Source organism: Flagellimonas ulvae (assembly GCF_049333175.1).
Taxonomy (GTDB): domain Bacteria; phylum Bacteroidota; class Bacteroidia; order Flavobacteriales; family Flavobacteriaceae; genus Flagellimonas.
The window spans coordinates 1,293,690-1,307,478 of sequence record NZ_CP186325.1; the positions used below are offsets into that span (position 1 = coordinate 1,293,690).

A 13,789-nucleotide genomic window follows, 5' to 3' on the forward strand; every position below is an offset into this window, starting at 1 on the left:
TTGGATTGTGGTAACTTTAATATACTATGACGGAGGCAGCGATAGAAAAAGAGAACAAGCAAATTGCAAAGCAATACAAAGAATTGCTGCGTATCAGCTACCAGACCCTCACCCCTGAGGATAAAAAACTGATACGCTCTGCATTCGATGTTGCCGTGGATGCCCATAAGGATCAGCGGAGAAAATCTGGTGAAGCCTATATCTTCCACCCTATTGCCGTGGCCAAAATTGTAGCTTCAAAAATTGGCTTGGATGCGGTTTCCATTGCCTCTGCCCTGCTCCATGATGTTGTTGAAGATACGGAGTACACCTTGGGTGATATTGAGCGGATGTTTGGGGAGACCGTGGCACGAATTGTGGACGGCCTTACCAAAATAGCGCACCTAAAGAAGGATAAGGACATTAGTCAACAAGCTGAGAATTTTAGAAAAATGCTGTTGACACTGCATGATGACGTTCGAGTGATCATCATAAAAATTGCCGATCGCTATCACAATATGCTCACCATGGATGCCATGCCCGAGCACAAACAAGTAAAAATTGCCTCGGAGACCTTATACATTTATGCGCCATTGGCCCACCGAATTGGTCTCTACAACATTAAAACACACCTGGAAGACCTCAGTTTGAAGTATACCGAACCAGAGGTTTACAAAGATATTCAGGCGAAAATTGAGAATACAGAGGAAGAACAGCTGGCCTATATTGAAGACTTTTCCAATGTAATCCGAAATTCTTTGGATAAAGAAGGCCTCAATTATGAGATAAAAGGGCGAATGAAGTCCACCTTTTCCATCCGCAGAAAAATGAAGGCGCAAAATGTGTCCTTTGATGAGGTGTACGATAAATTCGCCATTCGCATTATCTATAAATCCGACCGGAAGAATGAAAAGTTTCTCGCTTGGAAAATCTATTCCATAGTCACGGACCACTTTACCCCTAACCCCATCCGATTGCGGGATTGGATTACTTCACCCAAATCTACAGGTTATGAGGCATTGCACATTACCGTTATGGGGCCCGAAGGAAAATGGGTAGAGGTGCAGATTAGAAGTGAGCGTATGCATGAAATTGCCGAGAAAGGCTATGCGGCCCACTTTAAATACAAACATGGGGAACAAAAAGAACAGGGTATTGAGGAATGGTTGAACCGCTTACAGGAAGCCTTGGAAACTTCAAACGGTAGTGCAGTTGATTTTGTGGAGGAATTCAAACTCAACCTCTATTCCAAGGAAATCTTTGTATTTACACCTAAAGGCGATTTAAAATCCATGCCCAAAGGGGCCACTGCGCTTGATTTTGCCTTTCACATACACACAGAAATTGGGATGAAGACCCGAGGGGCTCGCGTAAACGGAAAGTTGGTACCTCTGGGAACAGCGCTTCATAGTGGCGACCAAGTGGAAATCATAACCTCAGAGATTGCAAAACCCAACCAAAGCTGGCTGGATTATGCCCAAACGGCGCGTGCCCGTGCCAAAATTCGTTCTTCACTGAGCGAAGAAAAAAAGTCCATTGCCGCAGAGGGTAAGGAAATTTTGCGCCGCAAGCTTAAGTCTCAAAAAATTGACCTAAGTGAAGATACGGTGAACAAACTGGTGCAATACTTCAAACTAAAGACCAGTTTAGACCTTTTTTACAGGGTGGGTATCGGAGTAATTGACAATCAAAAGCTCAAGGACTTTGCATCTACCTATCATAATGCTTTTCTGAATTTCTTCAAGAACAAAATCCGAAGAAATCCGACTCCTAAAGATGTCAATAAAGACGAGATCACCACCAAATACGATATGCTTGTTTTTGGCAAGGAGGAAGAGAAGCTCAGTTACAAGCTTTCCCAATGTTGCAATCCCATTCCAGGAGATGATGTTTTTGGTTTTTTGAGTGTGAGCGATGGCATAAAGGTGCATAAAAAGAACTGTCCCAATGCCATTTCCATGCAATCCAACTACGCCTATCGCATTATGCAGGCCAAATGGATAGATTCCACGCAAGAGGAGTTTACCGTGGACATTGAGCTTACTGGAATTGATAACTTGGGGTTGGTAAACGAAATCACCAATATTATCTCGGACAACATGCACGTAAATATGCGCAACCTGAATTTTAGTGCAGATGGTGGTACTTTTAAAGGAAAGATAGCCATCATAGTTAAAAACAATACCATCCTAAAAAAACTCATCAACAACTTGAAGCAGATTGAAGGGATTGACAGAGTGGATAGAATTTAAATTTTAGCGTACCTTTGTCCTTTAGTTTTGGAATGAACCATGGGGAACAGTAAAAATCAGGAAATTGTAAAAAATGTCTTTACTTCTTTTTTAGAGGAAAAGGGTCATCGTAAGACTCCAGAGCGCTATGCCATTCTGCAGGAAATCTATGAAAGTGATGACCATTTTGATGTAGAATCGCTCTACATTAAAATGAAGACCAAAAACTACAGGGTGAGCCGCGCCACGCTTTACAATACCATTGAACTTCTGTTGGATTGCAAGCTGGTTCGAAAACATCAGTTTGGCAAGAACCAGGCCCAATATGAAAAGTCTTATTTTGACCGTCAGCACGACCACGTGATTCTCACGGACACTGGTGAAGTTGTGGAATTCTGCGACCCCCGTATCCAGTCTATTAAAAAAACCATTGAGGAGGTTTTTGACATCAAAATAAACACCCACTCGCTCTATTTTTACGGAACCCGAAACAAAGAAGAAAACCTAACCGACTAACCCATACATTTTATGGTAAATTTACTGCTTGGTCTCCAATGGGGAGACGAGGGAAAAGGAAAGATTGTTGATGTTCTTACCAAAGACTACGACATTATTGCCCGCTTTCAAGGGGGACCCAATGCAGGGCATACCTTGGAGTTTGATGGCATAAAACACGTACTCCATACGATTCCCTCCGGTATTTTTCATAAAAACGCCATGAATGTGGTGGGCAACGGAGTAGTGATAGACCCGGTTATCTTTAAGAGAGAGCTGGACAATTTGGACAAGTTTGACTTGGATTATACCAAGAAGCTTCTTATTTCCCGAAAAGCCCATTTGATTCTGCCTACGCACCGACTTTTGGATGCCGCTTCAGAAACGGCCAAAGGCAAGGCCAAAATTGGTTCCACCCTAAAGGGTATTGGTCCAACCTATATGGACAAGACGGGAAGAAATGGTTTGAGAGTAGGCGATTTGGAATTTGACAATTGGAAGACCAAATATCGCAATCTGGCCAACAAGCACGAGGCCATGATTGATTTCTACAATGTAGACATTGAGTATGATTTAAAAGAGCTAGAAGATGAGTTTTGCGAAGGGGTAGAAACTTTGAAAAAACTCACGTTTATTGATAGCGAGGAATACATCTTTAACGCGCAGCGAGAAGGAAAAAAAATATTGGCCGAAGGTGCGCAAGGCTCCCTTTTGGATATTGATTTTGGAACCTATCCCTACGTTACTTCTAGCAATACAACAGCAGCAGGTGCTTGTACCGGACTTGGTGTGGCACCCAACAAAATTGGGAGGGTATTGGGCATTTTTAAGGCGTATACCACACGGGTGGGCAGTGGCCCCTTCCCTACTGAACTTTTTGATAAAGACGGCGAGACCATGGGCCGCGTAGGTAACGAATTTGGTGCTACTACGGGTAGACCCAGACGTTGTGGCTGGTTAGACCTAGTAGCCCTAAAGTATGCCGTACAGGTAAATGGGGTTACCGAGCTAATGATGATGAAGGCCGATGTTTTAAGTGGCTTTGAAACCCTGAAGGTTTGTACCGCGTACAAGTATAAGGGTGAAGAAATACAGCATTTGCCTTATAATATTGAAAACGAGAACATCTCTCCTATCTACAAAACCGTAAAGGGCTGGAGCAAAGACTTGACAAAAATGACCAACGCGGAGGAACTCCCCCCAACTTTGAACGATTACATCGCCTTTTTGGAAGAAGAACTGCAGGTGCCCATAAAGATTGTCTCCGTAGGACCGGATAGGTTGCAGACCATTCACCGTTAAGCCTTATTGCCTTAAGGCAATGATAACGGCCCGCATAGCAGCCGCTACATTTTGTACATCTTTACGGTGAAAGCTATTTTCTTCTAGGTAAAAAAGCATCTCCACACCAGTATCCAAGACATTGGCCAGCTCTTGGGTAGAGCCATAGCTATCTTGGATGTGTTCCAGAAAATCTTGTTGGGATTGATTTGTCATACTTACGATTTGGTTTGATGTAAAACTACTCTAACCAAAGTAACAATGGGTCATAACGGATTATGACGTTTTTGAAAATCATAAAGTTTTCACCAATGCATAACCTTCACACCATAACAAAAGCCCATAAGGTTGAGTTGAAGAGGATTTTCTATTTTTTAGACTTTTCTCAGTAAATTTCCTACAATTTAAAACAGGTTTTAGTAACTTACTACTAAGTATATTTCTTAAACATATTTTAGTTAGGAAAATTAAAAACTGCCCTAAAAACCGAACCATTATGCAAACAAAAATCTTTCTCATTACATTAATTGTAACAAGTATTGGAATTAACGCTCAAAACACTTTTCCCACCACAGGAAATGTTGGAATTGGAACCACGAGCCCAAACGAGCCGTTGGAAGTAGCAGGAACAGGTAGGGCGTTTATAGGTAACGGCGGGGGACCGAACAGAAGCGGTGTTCTTTTACAAGGCTCAGGGGCCTATGGAAGGATAGTGGCTTATGATTACGGGATGTCAACAGCAATGAATTTGGTCCTACAAGATTCAGGCGGTAACGTTGGAATCGGCACAACAAACCCACAAAGCAAATTAGAGATATATGGAAGCAATAATGCAATTGGCGTTGGCTTAACTAATTATGGATGGGGCAACGCTAATCTAATTGGCTCAGAATATGGTGCTTGGAATGCCTCAAGAACCAATGCGTCTGGATCATATTATTACAGATGGACTGGAAATTCTTCGACCCATCATGTGGCCTATGTTGGACAAGAACTAAATTCAAGTAGTTGGGGATTGGCTTTTAAAACAGATTCAAAAACTTCTAAGACACATGCTACTTCCACAAGGATGTTCATCAATACAACAGGGGAAGTCGGAATTGGTACAACAAATCCTACTGATAAACTTACCATTAATGGAAATACACGAGTAGTAGACCCTACAAATCAAAATAGATTTTTATTACTTCATGGTAATGGACACGGAAATAAAATCAGAAGCTATGGAGGGAATTTATTGTTGGAAACCAGACTGGATAGTGAAAGTATTGAGTTTAAAACAAATAATTCTGTAACACCTTTAATGCTAGTCAAGGGTGACGGAAGTGTTGGTATTGGTACGACAAATCCGAATGGATGGAAACTCGCCGTAAACGGTCAAATAAGAGCAAAAGAAATAAAAGTAGAGACAGGTTGGTCAGATTTTGTTTTTGAGAAAGATTATGACTTACCTACTTTAAAAGAAGTTGAAAAATATATCAAAGAAAAGGGACATCTCAAAGATATCCCAAGCGCCAAAGAAGTAGAAGAAAATGGAATTTTCTTGGGAGAAATGGACTCTAAGTTGCTTCAAAAAATAGAAGAGCTGACGCTTTATACCATTCAGCAGGAAAAGAGAATAAAAAGCCTCGAAGAAAAAAATGAGCAGCTAATTTTAGTAAATAAAAAATTTCTCGAATTTCAAACAAGGTTGGAAGAATTAGAAAAAGATTAGAATTTCTGCTCAATCAATTCTAAAAACTACTATTAACCTGAAAACCTGACTACTATGAAAACGAGCTTATTATTAACTGTACTGATTGGAATTAATTTTGGACTATCAGCTCAAGTGACTGATACTGGAGATAAAGTTGGTGTTGGCACCACAAACCCATCCCAAAAATTAGAGGTTAGCGGAGGAAACATTGCTGCCTATGATTCTGGAAATACATATGTGCTCGCCGGATTAAATGGGCAAAATCATTTTAGAATAGGATATGATGGGACTGGTGGGGTTTTAGAGTCCTTTTTGAACAATACTAACTCAGGAACTCATATTAAATTTAATACTGGGTTGCTCACCCGAATGACGATTTCTGACAATGGCAATATAACCATTGGAGGAGAAAACAATTATGATTATCGATTATCAATATCAAAGGGCAATAGCAGTTCTAGGCTTGCTTTTATTAACTCAGGTTTCTCGGAGAACGCAATTTTAGAATATCATACCTCTAAACAACTTAGGTTCCAAAATTGGAATAACGGGGTTTGGAATAGTAATTTAATGACATTAGATTTTACAAATGGTAATGTTGGGATAGGTACAATAGATGTAACGCACAATTTGACTGTAGCTGACAATAGGCCTAGAATTGCATTGGTTGACGAAAACGGAGACGCTGGCGTAATTGAATTCTACGAGATTTCTAACCAGATACGTTTCCAAAAATGGTTTAATAACGGAGATGCTTTTGATAAGACTATTATGACACTTGGAGGTGATAATGGCTTTGTAGGCATAGGAACAATCTCCCCAGACATGAAACTTACAGTAAAAGGTAAAATCCACGCGGAAGAAGTGAAAATTGACCTTAGTGTTCCTGCGCCTGATTATGTGTTTAAAGAAGATTATGAGTTGAGAACGTTAAATGAGGTTGAACAATTTATTGAAGAAAACAACCATCTTCCAGAAATACCATCAGCCAAGGAATTTGAGCAAAACGGTGTTATGCAAGCTGAAATGGATATGAACCTGCTAAAAAAAATAGAAGAGCTTACACTTTACACTATCCAGCAAGAAAAGAAGATTATCAAGCAAGCCGAAAAAATTAAAAATTTAGAGTCTCTCAATAACAAACTTCTTGAACTACAAAAAAGACTGGAGAAATTAGAAAAAAAGTAGAGTCCCTTCTCAACCAATTCCAATGACTACTATTAACTTAAAATACTATCTATTGTGAAAACGAATCTATTATTAGCTGTATTGATTGCATTAAGTTTTGGTTTAAAAGCTCAAGTTACCGATACTGGAGATAAAGTCGGTATTGGAACCACAAGCCCATTAGCTAAATTGACAATTAGTGGGTTAGACTCCCAAAGTTGGGGTTCTGGAATAGGTTTATTAAGAAGTGGTGTTGATGGTAGGATTTTAGTTGATACAGACGGAATGAAGTTTCGAAATATGACTGGTAATAAAAATTTCATTTTTAGAAACAGCTCAAACCAAACTACTGTTTTCATAGAGGATAATGGTAATGTCGGAATTGGTACAGCCTCTCCGTTAACTGGTCTTCAAGTATCGAGAAGTTCTAATATTGGGGGTAAGTGGAATCCTTCTGGAGGCATATTTATGACTTCTCAGGGAAGTCATTCATTAATAATGGACACTAACGAGATATATAGTACGGGAACATTGTATTTCGGCTCAAAATCTGGAGACATAATTCGATTTAGAACAGTTACAGATACAGGCTCCAATGATAAAGTTGTCATAAAAAGTGATGGAAAGATGGGTATAGGAACAACATCACCTCAAGGCAATCTACACGTTTCAACAGGCACATCAGGTGACGCTATTTTTAGACTTGAGGCAGATTCTGATAATAATAATGAATTCGATAACCCTTTGATTCAAATGAGGCAGGATGGGGGACGGCTTGGTGTAAATATTGGTTTTTCTGAAGAAAATTTCGGAGGCAATATTTTCGGAATTGGCACGAGATACTCAAATCAAGAAAGTTGGGATGCATTTACCATCAATACTTCCAATGGGAATGTAGGAATAGGGTCAAAAAACGCGGGTTCATGGAAACTAGCCGTTAACGGAGAAATAAGAGCTAAAGAAATAAAGGTTGAAACTGGATGGTCCGATTTTGTTTTTTATGATAACTACAAATTGCCCACGCTAGAAGAAGTAGAAAATTATATCAACCTAAAAGGACATTTAAAGGACATTCCAAGTGCGGAAGAAGTTAAAGAAAATGGAATTTATCTTGGAGAGATGGACTCGAAATTATTACAAAAAATAGAAGAGCTGACCCTTTACACCATTCAACAGGAAAAAGAAATAAAAGAACTAAACGAAGAGCTCCATGAGCTAAAATCTTTGGCCGGCCGAGTATCAGAGATTGAAAAGCTTTTATTGGATTCTAAAAAGTAGGTTCTTGAATCGAGTAATTATGGAAGGAATGAAATATTTCCCAAGCTGAACTAGGAAGGCTCTGTGAACGAGACAAACAACATATTGAGCTTATTGAAAACCACAAAGTTTCTGCCAATACCTTTACGCTTTACACCATAGCTAGAGCCCTTAAGATAGAATTGAAGGAGTTGTTTGATTTTTAAACACTTGCCAAAAAAGATAAAACACAACTAGCAATTAAGCTTAATTGTATTTAATGGGCTTACCACCTGCTTAATTTCTGAAACACTTACATGTGTGTAAACCATCGTGGTCTTTATGGTATTCCGTTCCCCATCCAAATGGACAATTTTAAGATTTAAGAGTTCTCCGCTTCGTAACCCAAGGGCGTAAAGTGTAGCCAACATGGCCTTATGCTTTAGGTTCTTTGTAAGGTTTAAAATAGTTTCCACTTCCTTTTTTGCGAGCACTACGGATAGTTTAAATGCCTTGCGGGAAGGCCTAAAATCTGCCAAAGCAAGTTCTCTGTTGAACATAGTTCCGTAGAAGAGCGCCAAACTTCCCAGCATTTGTTTTTGGGAGGAATAGGACATTCTTTTAAAGGTGAAAAAGTCCAGGCAAATTCGATGGATATCGGTATCATGAAGTGAATTCCAATATTTGACCGCCATGGTTTGTCGAAACAGTTTTAGGCAAGAAATATAGGAATTTATGGTATTGGGACTGTACCCCTTAAGTTCCATTATTTTTTGAAACTTTTGCAGTTGCGTATAACCTTCCATTTTGGAACAAGATTTGGTATTTTAAAAATATAGAATTTCCTCTAAAAAGTGCGATTTAACCTCCCAAAAGGGTAGGATAATGGCAAAAATTGGATAAATTGAGGATATAAACGAGTTACCTGCAAGCTGAAAAACTAAATGAAGAAAACAATCCTAATTATTTTATTGACAATCTCAATTACTTCTTGTAAAAGTCAAGAGGAAATTGATTTTAAAGTTGGTTACTTACCAAATTACTATTACACGCTAACTCAAAAGCAGATTTCGGAAAACAATGTAAAATATATTGCATCAGACGAAATACTTCAAAATTTAAAAAATAACGGAGTTGAAAATCCAACTATAACAAAAGATACAAGTCTTTTAAAAAGTGTTTCTAAAACAGCTGAACTGAAAGGAAAAGAATTTCCGATTGATATAGAATTGTTAGAATCAAATAATCCGACCTTAACAAGTGGAACCAAATTTTTCGGAAAATCAATTGACGGAAAAACAAAAATAGATTCAATTTATTCATTAACAATGTCAGAAGAAAAGAAGAAAACTCTTCTTCCTGCAATGGAATCTCAAATGAATCAAATCAAATATCCGAATAGAAAAATCAAAGTTGGAGAAAGTTTTGAACAGAAAAACCCAATGTCAATGCCGATTGCCGATGTGACAATTGAAATGGAAATTAACTCAATTTATACTTTGAGAAAAGTAGAAAACGGAATTGGATATTTTGACCTTGACCAAGTTTATACAATAAAATCAGCAACTAAAGATTACGAAATGGAATTGGATGGAATTGGCAAAGGGCAAATCGATTATGACATTAAAAAACAATTCTTCACTAAATTCTATTTGGAAATGGAAATGAATTTAAAAACGGAATTGGAAGCATTTAGTATTGAATTGCAAACGAAAAGTATAACAGACCAAACAACTGAAATAATAAAAGCCAGCAGGTAACAATGGCTATAAGTAATTACTTGTTCTCGCCTACTTCTGAAAATCCTCGCGGATTTTCAGTTTGGTGTGTACTTGTAAAGTTAATCGCAAACCCACGCAACTACTCATAGCCGAGACCGTTGTAAGCAAGCTGAAAAATGAGCACCGCAAAAGATAAAATGATAAAATCGCTGAAAGAAATTTTCGTTCCAGAATTACGGAATAGAAATTTTAAAGGTAGTTTTCCTCATTTCCGAAAAACTGAAAACGGAAAAACAAATCTTTTGACTTTCCAATTTGACCGAAATGGTGGCGGATTTGTAATCGAACTCGCTAACTGGAATGAATCAGAATATAAAACTCATTGGGGGAAAATAATTCCGCTGAATAAATTGACTGCTCACGACTTGAATGAAAGACAACGGATTTATCCAAATACTCTGACTGAAGAAAGTGGAAAAAACAGTTGGTTTAGATACGACCGAAAAAAGATTTTGAGTTTCGGAAACGAATATGATAAGCTATCAAAAAAAGTGGTTGACCAAATTCCAATTATGGAAAAATATTGGACTAAGATATTAACCGAATAAAAAGCCAGTTGCCAACATTGTATAACCGCAATTTACTCATTAAAGCTTATTTTTAATGGAGTTCGTCAGTCGCTCGGCTCTGGTCGACGGATTCGACCACCCTTCGACTTCGCTCAGGTCAGGCTCAAGCGAATCCACCCCGCCTTGCCAGGCGTGGCAGGTCGGAATTGCTAACGTCTGTGCTAAACCGAAAATAAACGCTATTTTAACTCGTAACTGACGGTTATACGAGACCGTTGTGCAACATTACGAAAAACGAATTCTTATGACTAAAACAAAAAAGTTATGCTTATTAGGACTAATATTTTTTGTAATCAGTTATGTGTTTTTTTCTCAAGGCTCGTTGAGTGAGCAAAAACATATTGATTTAGCTCATTGGTTTAATCTGATTGGAGCTGTACTACTAATTAATTTTAATAATGTATTTCCAAAGAATAACCTGAATTCTATTGCGTCGATTTTAACCGCAATTGGAGTTATTGGCCATATCGGGCTCTGTACTATTGATTTCATTATGTGGAGCTTTGGAAGTGATAATGTTGGAAGGAATGAATTGAGTGAACAAATTAGTAATACACCATTAATTCTATATCCATTTGTAATTATCGGGCCATCTTTTCTTTTTGTTGGACTAGCAACTCACGCTTTCAACTTTATAAAAACAAACCCGATAAGTTCGCTTATGGTAATAATTGGTGGGCCTTTTGTGGGAATTTCATATTTTATTTGGAACAATGGAACTTTAATGTTATTGAGCTGTTTAGTTTTTGCCATAGGATTGGCTTTGCTACTGTTCCGGAAAGAAGATAAAACGTTGCATAACAATGTATAACCGCAATTTACTCACTAAAGCTTATTTTTAATGGAGTTCGTCAGTCGCTCGGCTCTGGTCGGCGGATTCGACCACCCTTCGACTTCGCTCAGGGCAGGCTCAAGCGAATCCACCCCGCCTTGCCAGGCGTGGCAGGTCGGAATTGCGAGCGTCAGTGCTAAACCGAAAATAAACGCTAATAACCCGTAACTGACGGTTATACGAGACCGTTAGGGTGCATTTGAAATGAAAAATATAACATACATCATATTATTGCTTTTTATTGCAAGTAGTTGCAAAAATTCAATTTCGGAAGCGGATAAAAAACGTGTGACTGAATTGAACGAAAAAGCAGTTAAATATCGAATGAATGGAGATTTAGAAAATGCCAAAAGCAGTTACTTGAGAGCTATCGAAATTGACCAATCAGACACTTTCATACGATATGAATTAATTGGAGTTTATATTGAGCAAGATAGTTTAGAAAAAGCATTTGAGGTTTTGGAAAAAGTGCCAGCCGAACAAAGAGAAACTGAATACTATTGTCAAGTAAAAGGCGGACTTTACGAATATGACGGACAAAAACAGAAAGCAATTAACAGTTATAAAAAAGCACTTGAATTAATTGACAAACCAAAAGTTAAAGATGAAATGGACTTAATGTCTTTGGTTAATTATGCAATGTTAGAAACATTATCTGGAGAAAAAGAAAAAGCGGTTAGCAGATTGAATAGAACTTTAGAATTAAACTGGCTAACAGAAAGTAACAAAGAATATATAACAACTTTCAGAAACGAATTTGAATTTTACCAAGGAAACGGAACTTTAGAATTTGACCCAAAAAGAGATATTTTAATTAAGACCACAAATTCCGACAGTCTGAAGTTGATTTTAAAAGAAAATCATATCAATATTTCAGGAAGTAGTTCGAGTAATGGAAATGACACAACCGAAATCTATTTATCAGAAAAATATCGAACTGGAATAAATAAACTGAAAATAAAAACGCACCCTAACAATGACTATAAATAATTGCTTGTTCTCGCCTACTTCTGAAAATCCTCGCAACTATTCATAGCCGAGACCGTTACGTCCTATTAATAGCAAAATGAACTATATTAAAACTAATAGCATCTACCTATTACTTTCCATTCTTTCATTGACTGCATGTAAGAAAGAGAAACAAAGTATTTCTCAAAGCAAATCGGACTTAGGAATTAAAATTGATTCTATTGGAGAAATGTTTATCAACGATGGCCAGGTTATGGGTTTTTCCATTGCCATAGTCAAAAAGGATAGTGTTTTGTATAATAATAGTTTTGGCTATGTTGATTCATTACAACAGATTCCAGCAACCAATGACCACTACTTCTTAATGGCATCTATTTCCAAGTTAGTTGGATCAACAATTGTAATGAAGCTGGTTGAAGAGGGAACTCTGGATCTTGACCATTCGTTATCTGACTTATTACCAGATTTTCCCAATCAAACGCAGGGAGAAAAAATTAAGCTTCGTCACTTAATTTCTATGACTTCTGGTTTAAAAGAATATGCCACTACAATAGATAGCGTTTACATAGCCACTGGTATAGGTCCAGTAAAAAAAGACTATTATGAGTTCTTTAAGGCTCATGAATTAGAATTTGAACCAGGCTCCCATTACAAATACGTCAATTCGGGATTTGTTCTCATGGCAATGATTGTAGAAAGAGCAACTGATAAATCATTTCAGAGCAATATTGATAGGGTCATTAACGAACCTACGGGTTTCGACATTCAATTGATTTCAAAACGCATGGAAAGTCCTATAATGAGTAAACACTTTCAACCAAATAATGGAAAAATTTCAAGAAGGAAACACTGGCCTTGGATAAAAGGCGATGGAGGTATGACAAATACGGCATTGCAATTAGCCCGATTTCCACATCAATGGATGAACGGATCAATCATTTCTCAAAACTCCTTCAATTTAATGAAGGCGAAGACTTCCCTAAGTTCTGGGTACTACTCAGAATACGGATTTGGAGTTAAGAATGGAGATTTTGAAGGTGAAATAATGTTTGGACATTCAGGTGGTGATGCCACTACTTATAGCATGATGTTTCATTTTCCGCGAATATCGACTACAATTGTTACAATGGTAAATACAAATAAGACCCCAGCAAATGCTAGACAAATATTTTCCGAGGTAGCTTTAATCGCACTTGACAAAAAGAAACCTGATTATAGAGAAAATGAAGTTATAGAAGGTAATCTCTCTGATTTTGTTGGCGGTTACCTAATTCCAGGGGATACTGAAAATAAAACTGCTTACATAGTACAAGAAAATGAGAGCAAGAACCTTTACTATACTTTTGATAAAAATCCTCAAAATGGAGAAAGAATGTATAACCTTGGAAACGGTGTCTTTTGGATAGAGAAATGGCCTTATGATCGACTGCGTTTTGAAAGGGATAGTGTCAATAATGTTGTGGCTCTCAAAGAATTTTATGGTGGTTATATGTCTCGAATTAGACCAAAACTAACAGGACCTAACAACGCATATAAAAAATAGTGGTTTTGGT

13 protein-coding genes are annotated in these 13,789 nt (G+C 37.8%); 11 read left to right on the forward strand and 2 right to left on the reverse strand.

Annotated features, from left to right (window positions below; translation table 11 throughout):
* Nucleotides 1–26: 26 nt before the first annotated feature.
* From ACOKFD_RS05880 to ACOKFD_RS05890, 3 genes are read left to right on the forward strand one after another with little or no spacing between them, the layout of a single operon-like run.
* A complete protein-coding gene (locus tag ACOKFD_RS05880; RefSeq protein WP_422860387.1) occupies nt 27–2,231 on the forward strand; it encodes a RelA/SpoT family protein in 2,205 nt (734 codons plus the stop codon).
* 39 nt (nt 2,232–2,270) lie between these two features.
* Nucleotides 2,271–2,726, forward strand: coding sequence for a Fur family transcriptional regulator (locus ACOKFD_RS05885; RefSeq protein WP_422860388.1), 456 nt, complete (start codon nt 2,271–2,273; stop codon nt 2,724–2,726).
* Between the two features lie 12 nt (nt 2,727–2,738).
* The gene (locus ACOKFD_RS05890; RefSeq protein ID WP_422860389.1) at nt 2,739–4,007 is read left to right on the forward strand and encodes an adenylosuccinate synthase; all 1,269 of its coding nucleotides are present in this window, start codon (nt 2,739–2,741) and stop codon (nt 4,005–4,007) included.
* A 3-nt stretch (nt 4,008–4,010) separates the two neighbouring features.
* Here ACOKFD_RS05890 and ACOKFD_RS05895 read toward each other — a convergent pair whose 3' ends face one another.
* On the reverse strand, nt 4,011–4,202 hold the full coding sequence (locus ACOKFD_RS05895; RefSeq protein WP_422860390.1) for a hypothetical protein: 192 nt from the start codon (nt 4,200–4,202) through the stop codon (nt 4,011–4,013).
* A gap of 397 nt (nt 4,203–4,599) precedes the next feature.
* Between ACOKFD_RS05895 and ACOKFD_RS05900 the strand changes: the two genes are divergently transcribed.
* From ACOKFD_RS05900 to ACOKFD_RS05910, 3 genes are read left to right on the forward strand one after another with little or no spacing between them, the layout of a single operon-like run.
* On the forward strand, nt 4,600–5,700 hold the full coding sequence (locus tag ACOKFD_RS05900; RefSeq protein ID WP_422860391.1) for a hypothetical protein: 1,101 nt from the start codon (nt 4,600–4,602) through the stop codon (nt 5,698–5,700).
* Nucleotides 5,701–5,754: 54 nt separating this feature from the next.
* Nucleotides 5,755–6,870 (forward strand): hypothetical protein, encoded by a 1,116-nt coding sequence (locus ACOKFD_RS05905; protein WP_422860392.1) that lies wholly within the window; start codon nt 5,755–5,757, stop codon nt 6,868–6,870.
* Between the two features lie 54 nt (nt 6,871–6,924).
* Nucleotides 6,925–8,127, forward strand: a complete 1,203-nt coding sequence (locus ACOKFD_RS05910; RefSeq protein WP_422860393.1) for a hypothetical protein — start codon at nt 6,925–6,927, stop codon at nt 8,125–8,127.
* Nucleotides 8,128–8,339: 212 nt separating this feature from the next.
* Here the strand turns inward: ACOKFD_RS05910 and ACOKFD_RS05915 are convergent, their stop codons facing one another.
* Nucleotides 8,340–8,891, reverse strand: coding sequence for a tyrosine-type recombinase/integrase (locus tag ACOKFD_RS05915; protein WP_422860394.1), 552 nt, complete (start codon nt 8,889–8,891; stop codon nt 8,340–8,342).
* A 138-nt stretch (nt 8,892–9,029) separates the two neighbouring features.
* Between ACOKFD_RS05915 and ACOKFD_RS05920 the strand changes: the two genes are divergently transcribed.
* The 5 genes from ACOKFD_RS05920 (at nt 9,030) to ACOKFD_RS05940 (ending at nt 13,779) form a co-directional block, all read left to right on the forward strand.
* Nucleotides 9,030–9,845, forward strand: coding sequence for a hypothetical protein (locus tag ACOKFD_RS05920; protein ID WP_422860395.1), 816 nt, complete (start codon nt 9,030–9,032; stop codon nt 9,843–9,845).
* Between the two features lie 137 nt (nt 9,846–9,982).
* Entirely contained in the window at nt 9,983–10,414 is a 432-nt protein-coding gene (locus tag ACOKFD_RS05925) for a DUF4304 domain-containing protein (protein ID WP_422860396.1), read from the forward strand.
* 265 nt (nt 10,415–10,679) lie between these two features.
* The gene (locus tag ACOKFD_RS05930; RefSeq protein WP_422860397.1) at nt 10,680–11,246 is read left to right on the forward strand and encodes a hypothetical protein; all 567 of its coding nucleotides are present in this window, start codon (nt 10,680–10,682) and stop codon (nt 11,244–11,246) included.
* 225 nt (nt 11,247–11,471) lie between these two features.
* Nucleotides 11,472–12,257: a tetratricopeptide repeat protein gene (locus tag ACOKFD_RS05935; protein ID WP_422860398.1), complete on the forward strand. Its 786-nt coding sequence runs from the start codon at nt 11,472–11,474 to the stop codon at nt 12,255–12,257.
* A 76-nt stretch (nt 12,258–12,333) separates the two neighbouring features.
* Entirely contained in the window at nt 12,334–13,779 is a 1,446-nt protein-coding gene (locus ACOKFD_RS05940) for a serine hydrolase domain-containing protein (protein WP_422860399.1), read from the forward strand.
* Nucleotides 13,780–13,789 lie beyond the last annotated feature (10 nt).

What these genes read in the sequence shown, in the direction of transcription:
- ACOKFD_RS05925 (WP_422860396.1), top strand. Translation starts at nt 9,983, where the DNA reads ATGAGCACCGCAAAAGATAAAATGATAAAATCGCTGAAAGAAATTTTC.
- ACOKFD_RS05920 (WP_422860395.1), top strand. Translation starts at nt 9,030, where the DNA reads ATGAAGAAAACAATCCTAATTATTTTATTGACAATCTCAATTACTTCT.
- ACOKFD_RS05890 (WP_422860389.1), top strand. Translation starts at nt 2,739, where the DNA reads ATGGTAAATTTACTGCTTGGTCTCCAATGGGGAGACGAGGGAAAAGGA.
- ACOKFD_RS05935 (WP_422860398.1), top strand. Translation starts at nt 11,472, where the DNA reads ATGAAAAATATAACATACATCATATTATTGCTTTTTATTGCAAGTAGT.
- ACOKFD_RS05880 (WP_422860387.1), top strand. Translation starts at nt 27, where the DNA reads ATGACGGAGGCAGCGATAGAAAAAGAGAACAAGCAAATTGCAAAGCAA.
- ACOKFD_RS05915 (WP_422860394.1), bottom strand. Translation starts at nt 8,891, where the DNA reads ATGGAAGGTTATACGCAACTGCAAAAGTTTCAAAAAATAATGGAACTT.
- ACOKFD_RS05905 (WP_422860392.1), top strand. Translation starts at nt 5,755, where the DNA reads ATGAAAACGAGCTTATTATTAACTGTACTGATTGGAATTAATTTTGGA.
- ACOKFD_RS05885 (WP_422860388.1), top strand. Translation starts at nt 2,271, where the DNA reads ATGGGGAACAGTAAAAATCAGGAAATTGTAAAAAATGTCTTTACTTCT.
- ACOKFD_RS05930 (WP_422860397.1), top strand. Translation starts at nt 10,680, where the DNA reads ATGACTAAAACAAAAAAGTTATGCTTATTAGGACTAATATTTTTTGTA.
- ACOKFD_RS05895 (WP_422860390.1), bottom strand. Translation starts at nt 4,202, where the DNA reads ATGACAAATCAATCCCAACAAGATTTTCTGGAACACATCCAAGATAGC.
- ACOKFD_RS05940 (WP_422860399.1), top strand. Translation starts at nt 12,334, where the DNA reads ATGAACTATATTAAAACTAATAGCATCTACCTATTACTTTCCATTCTT.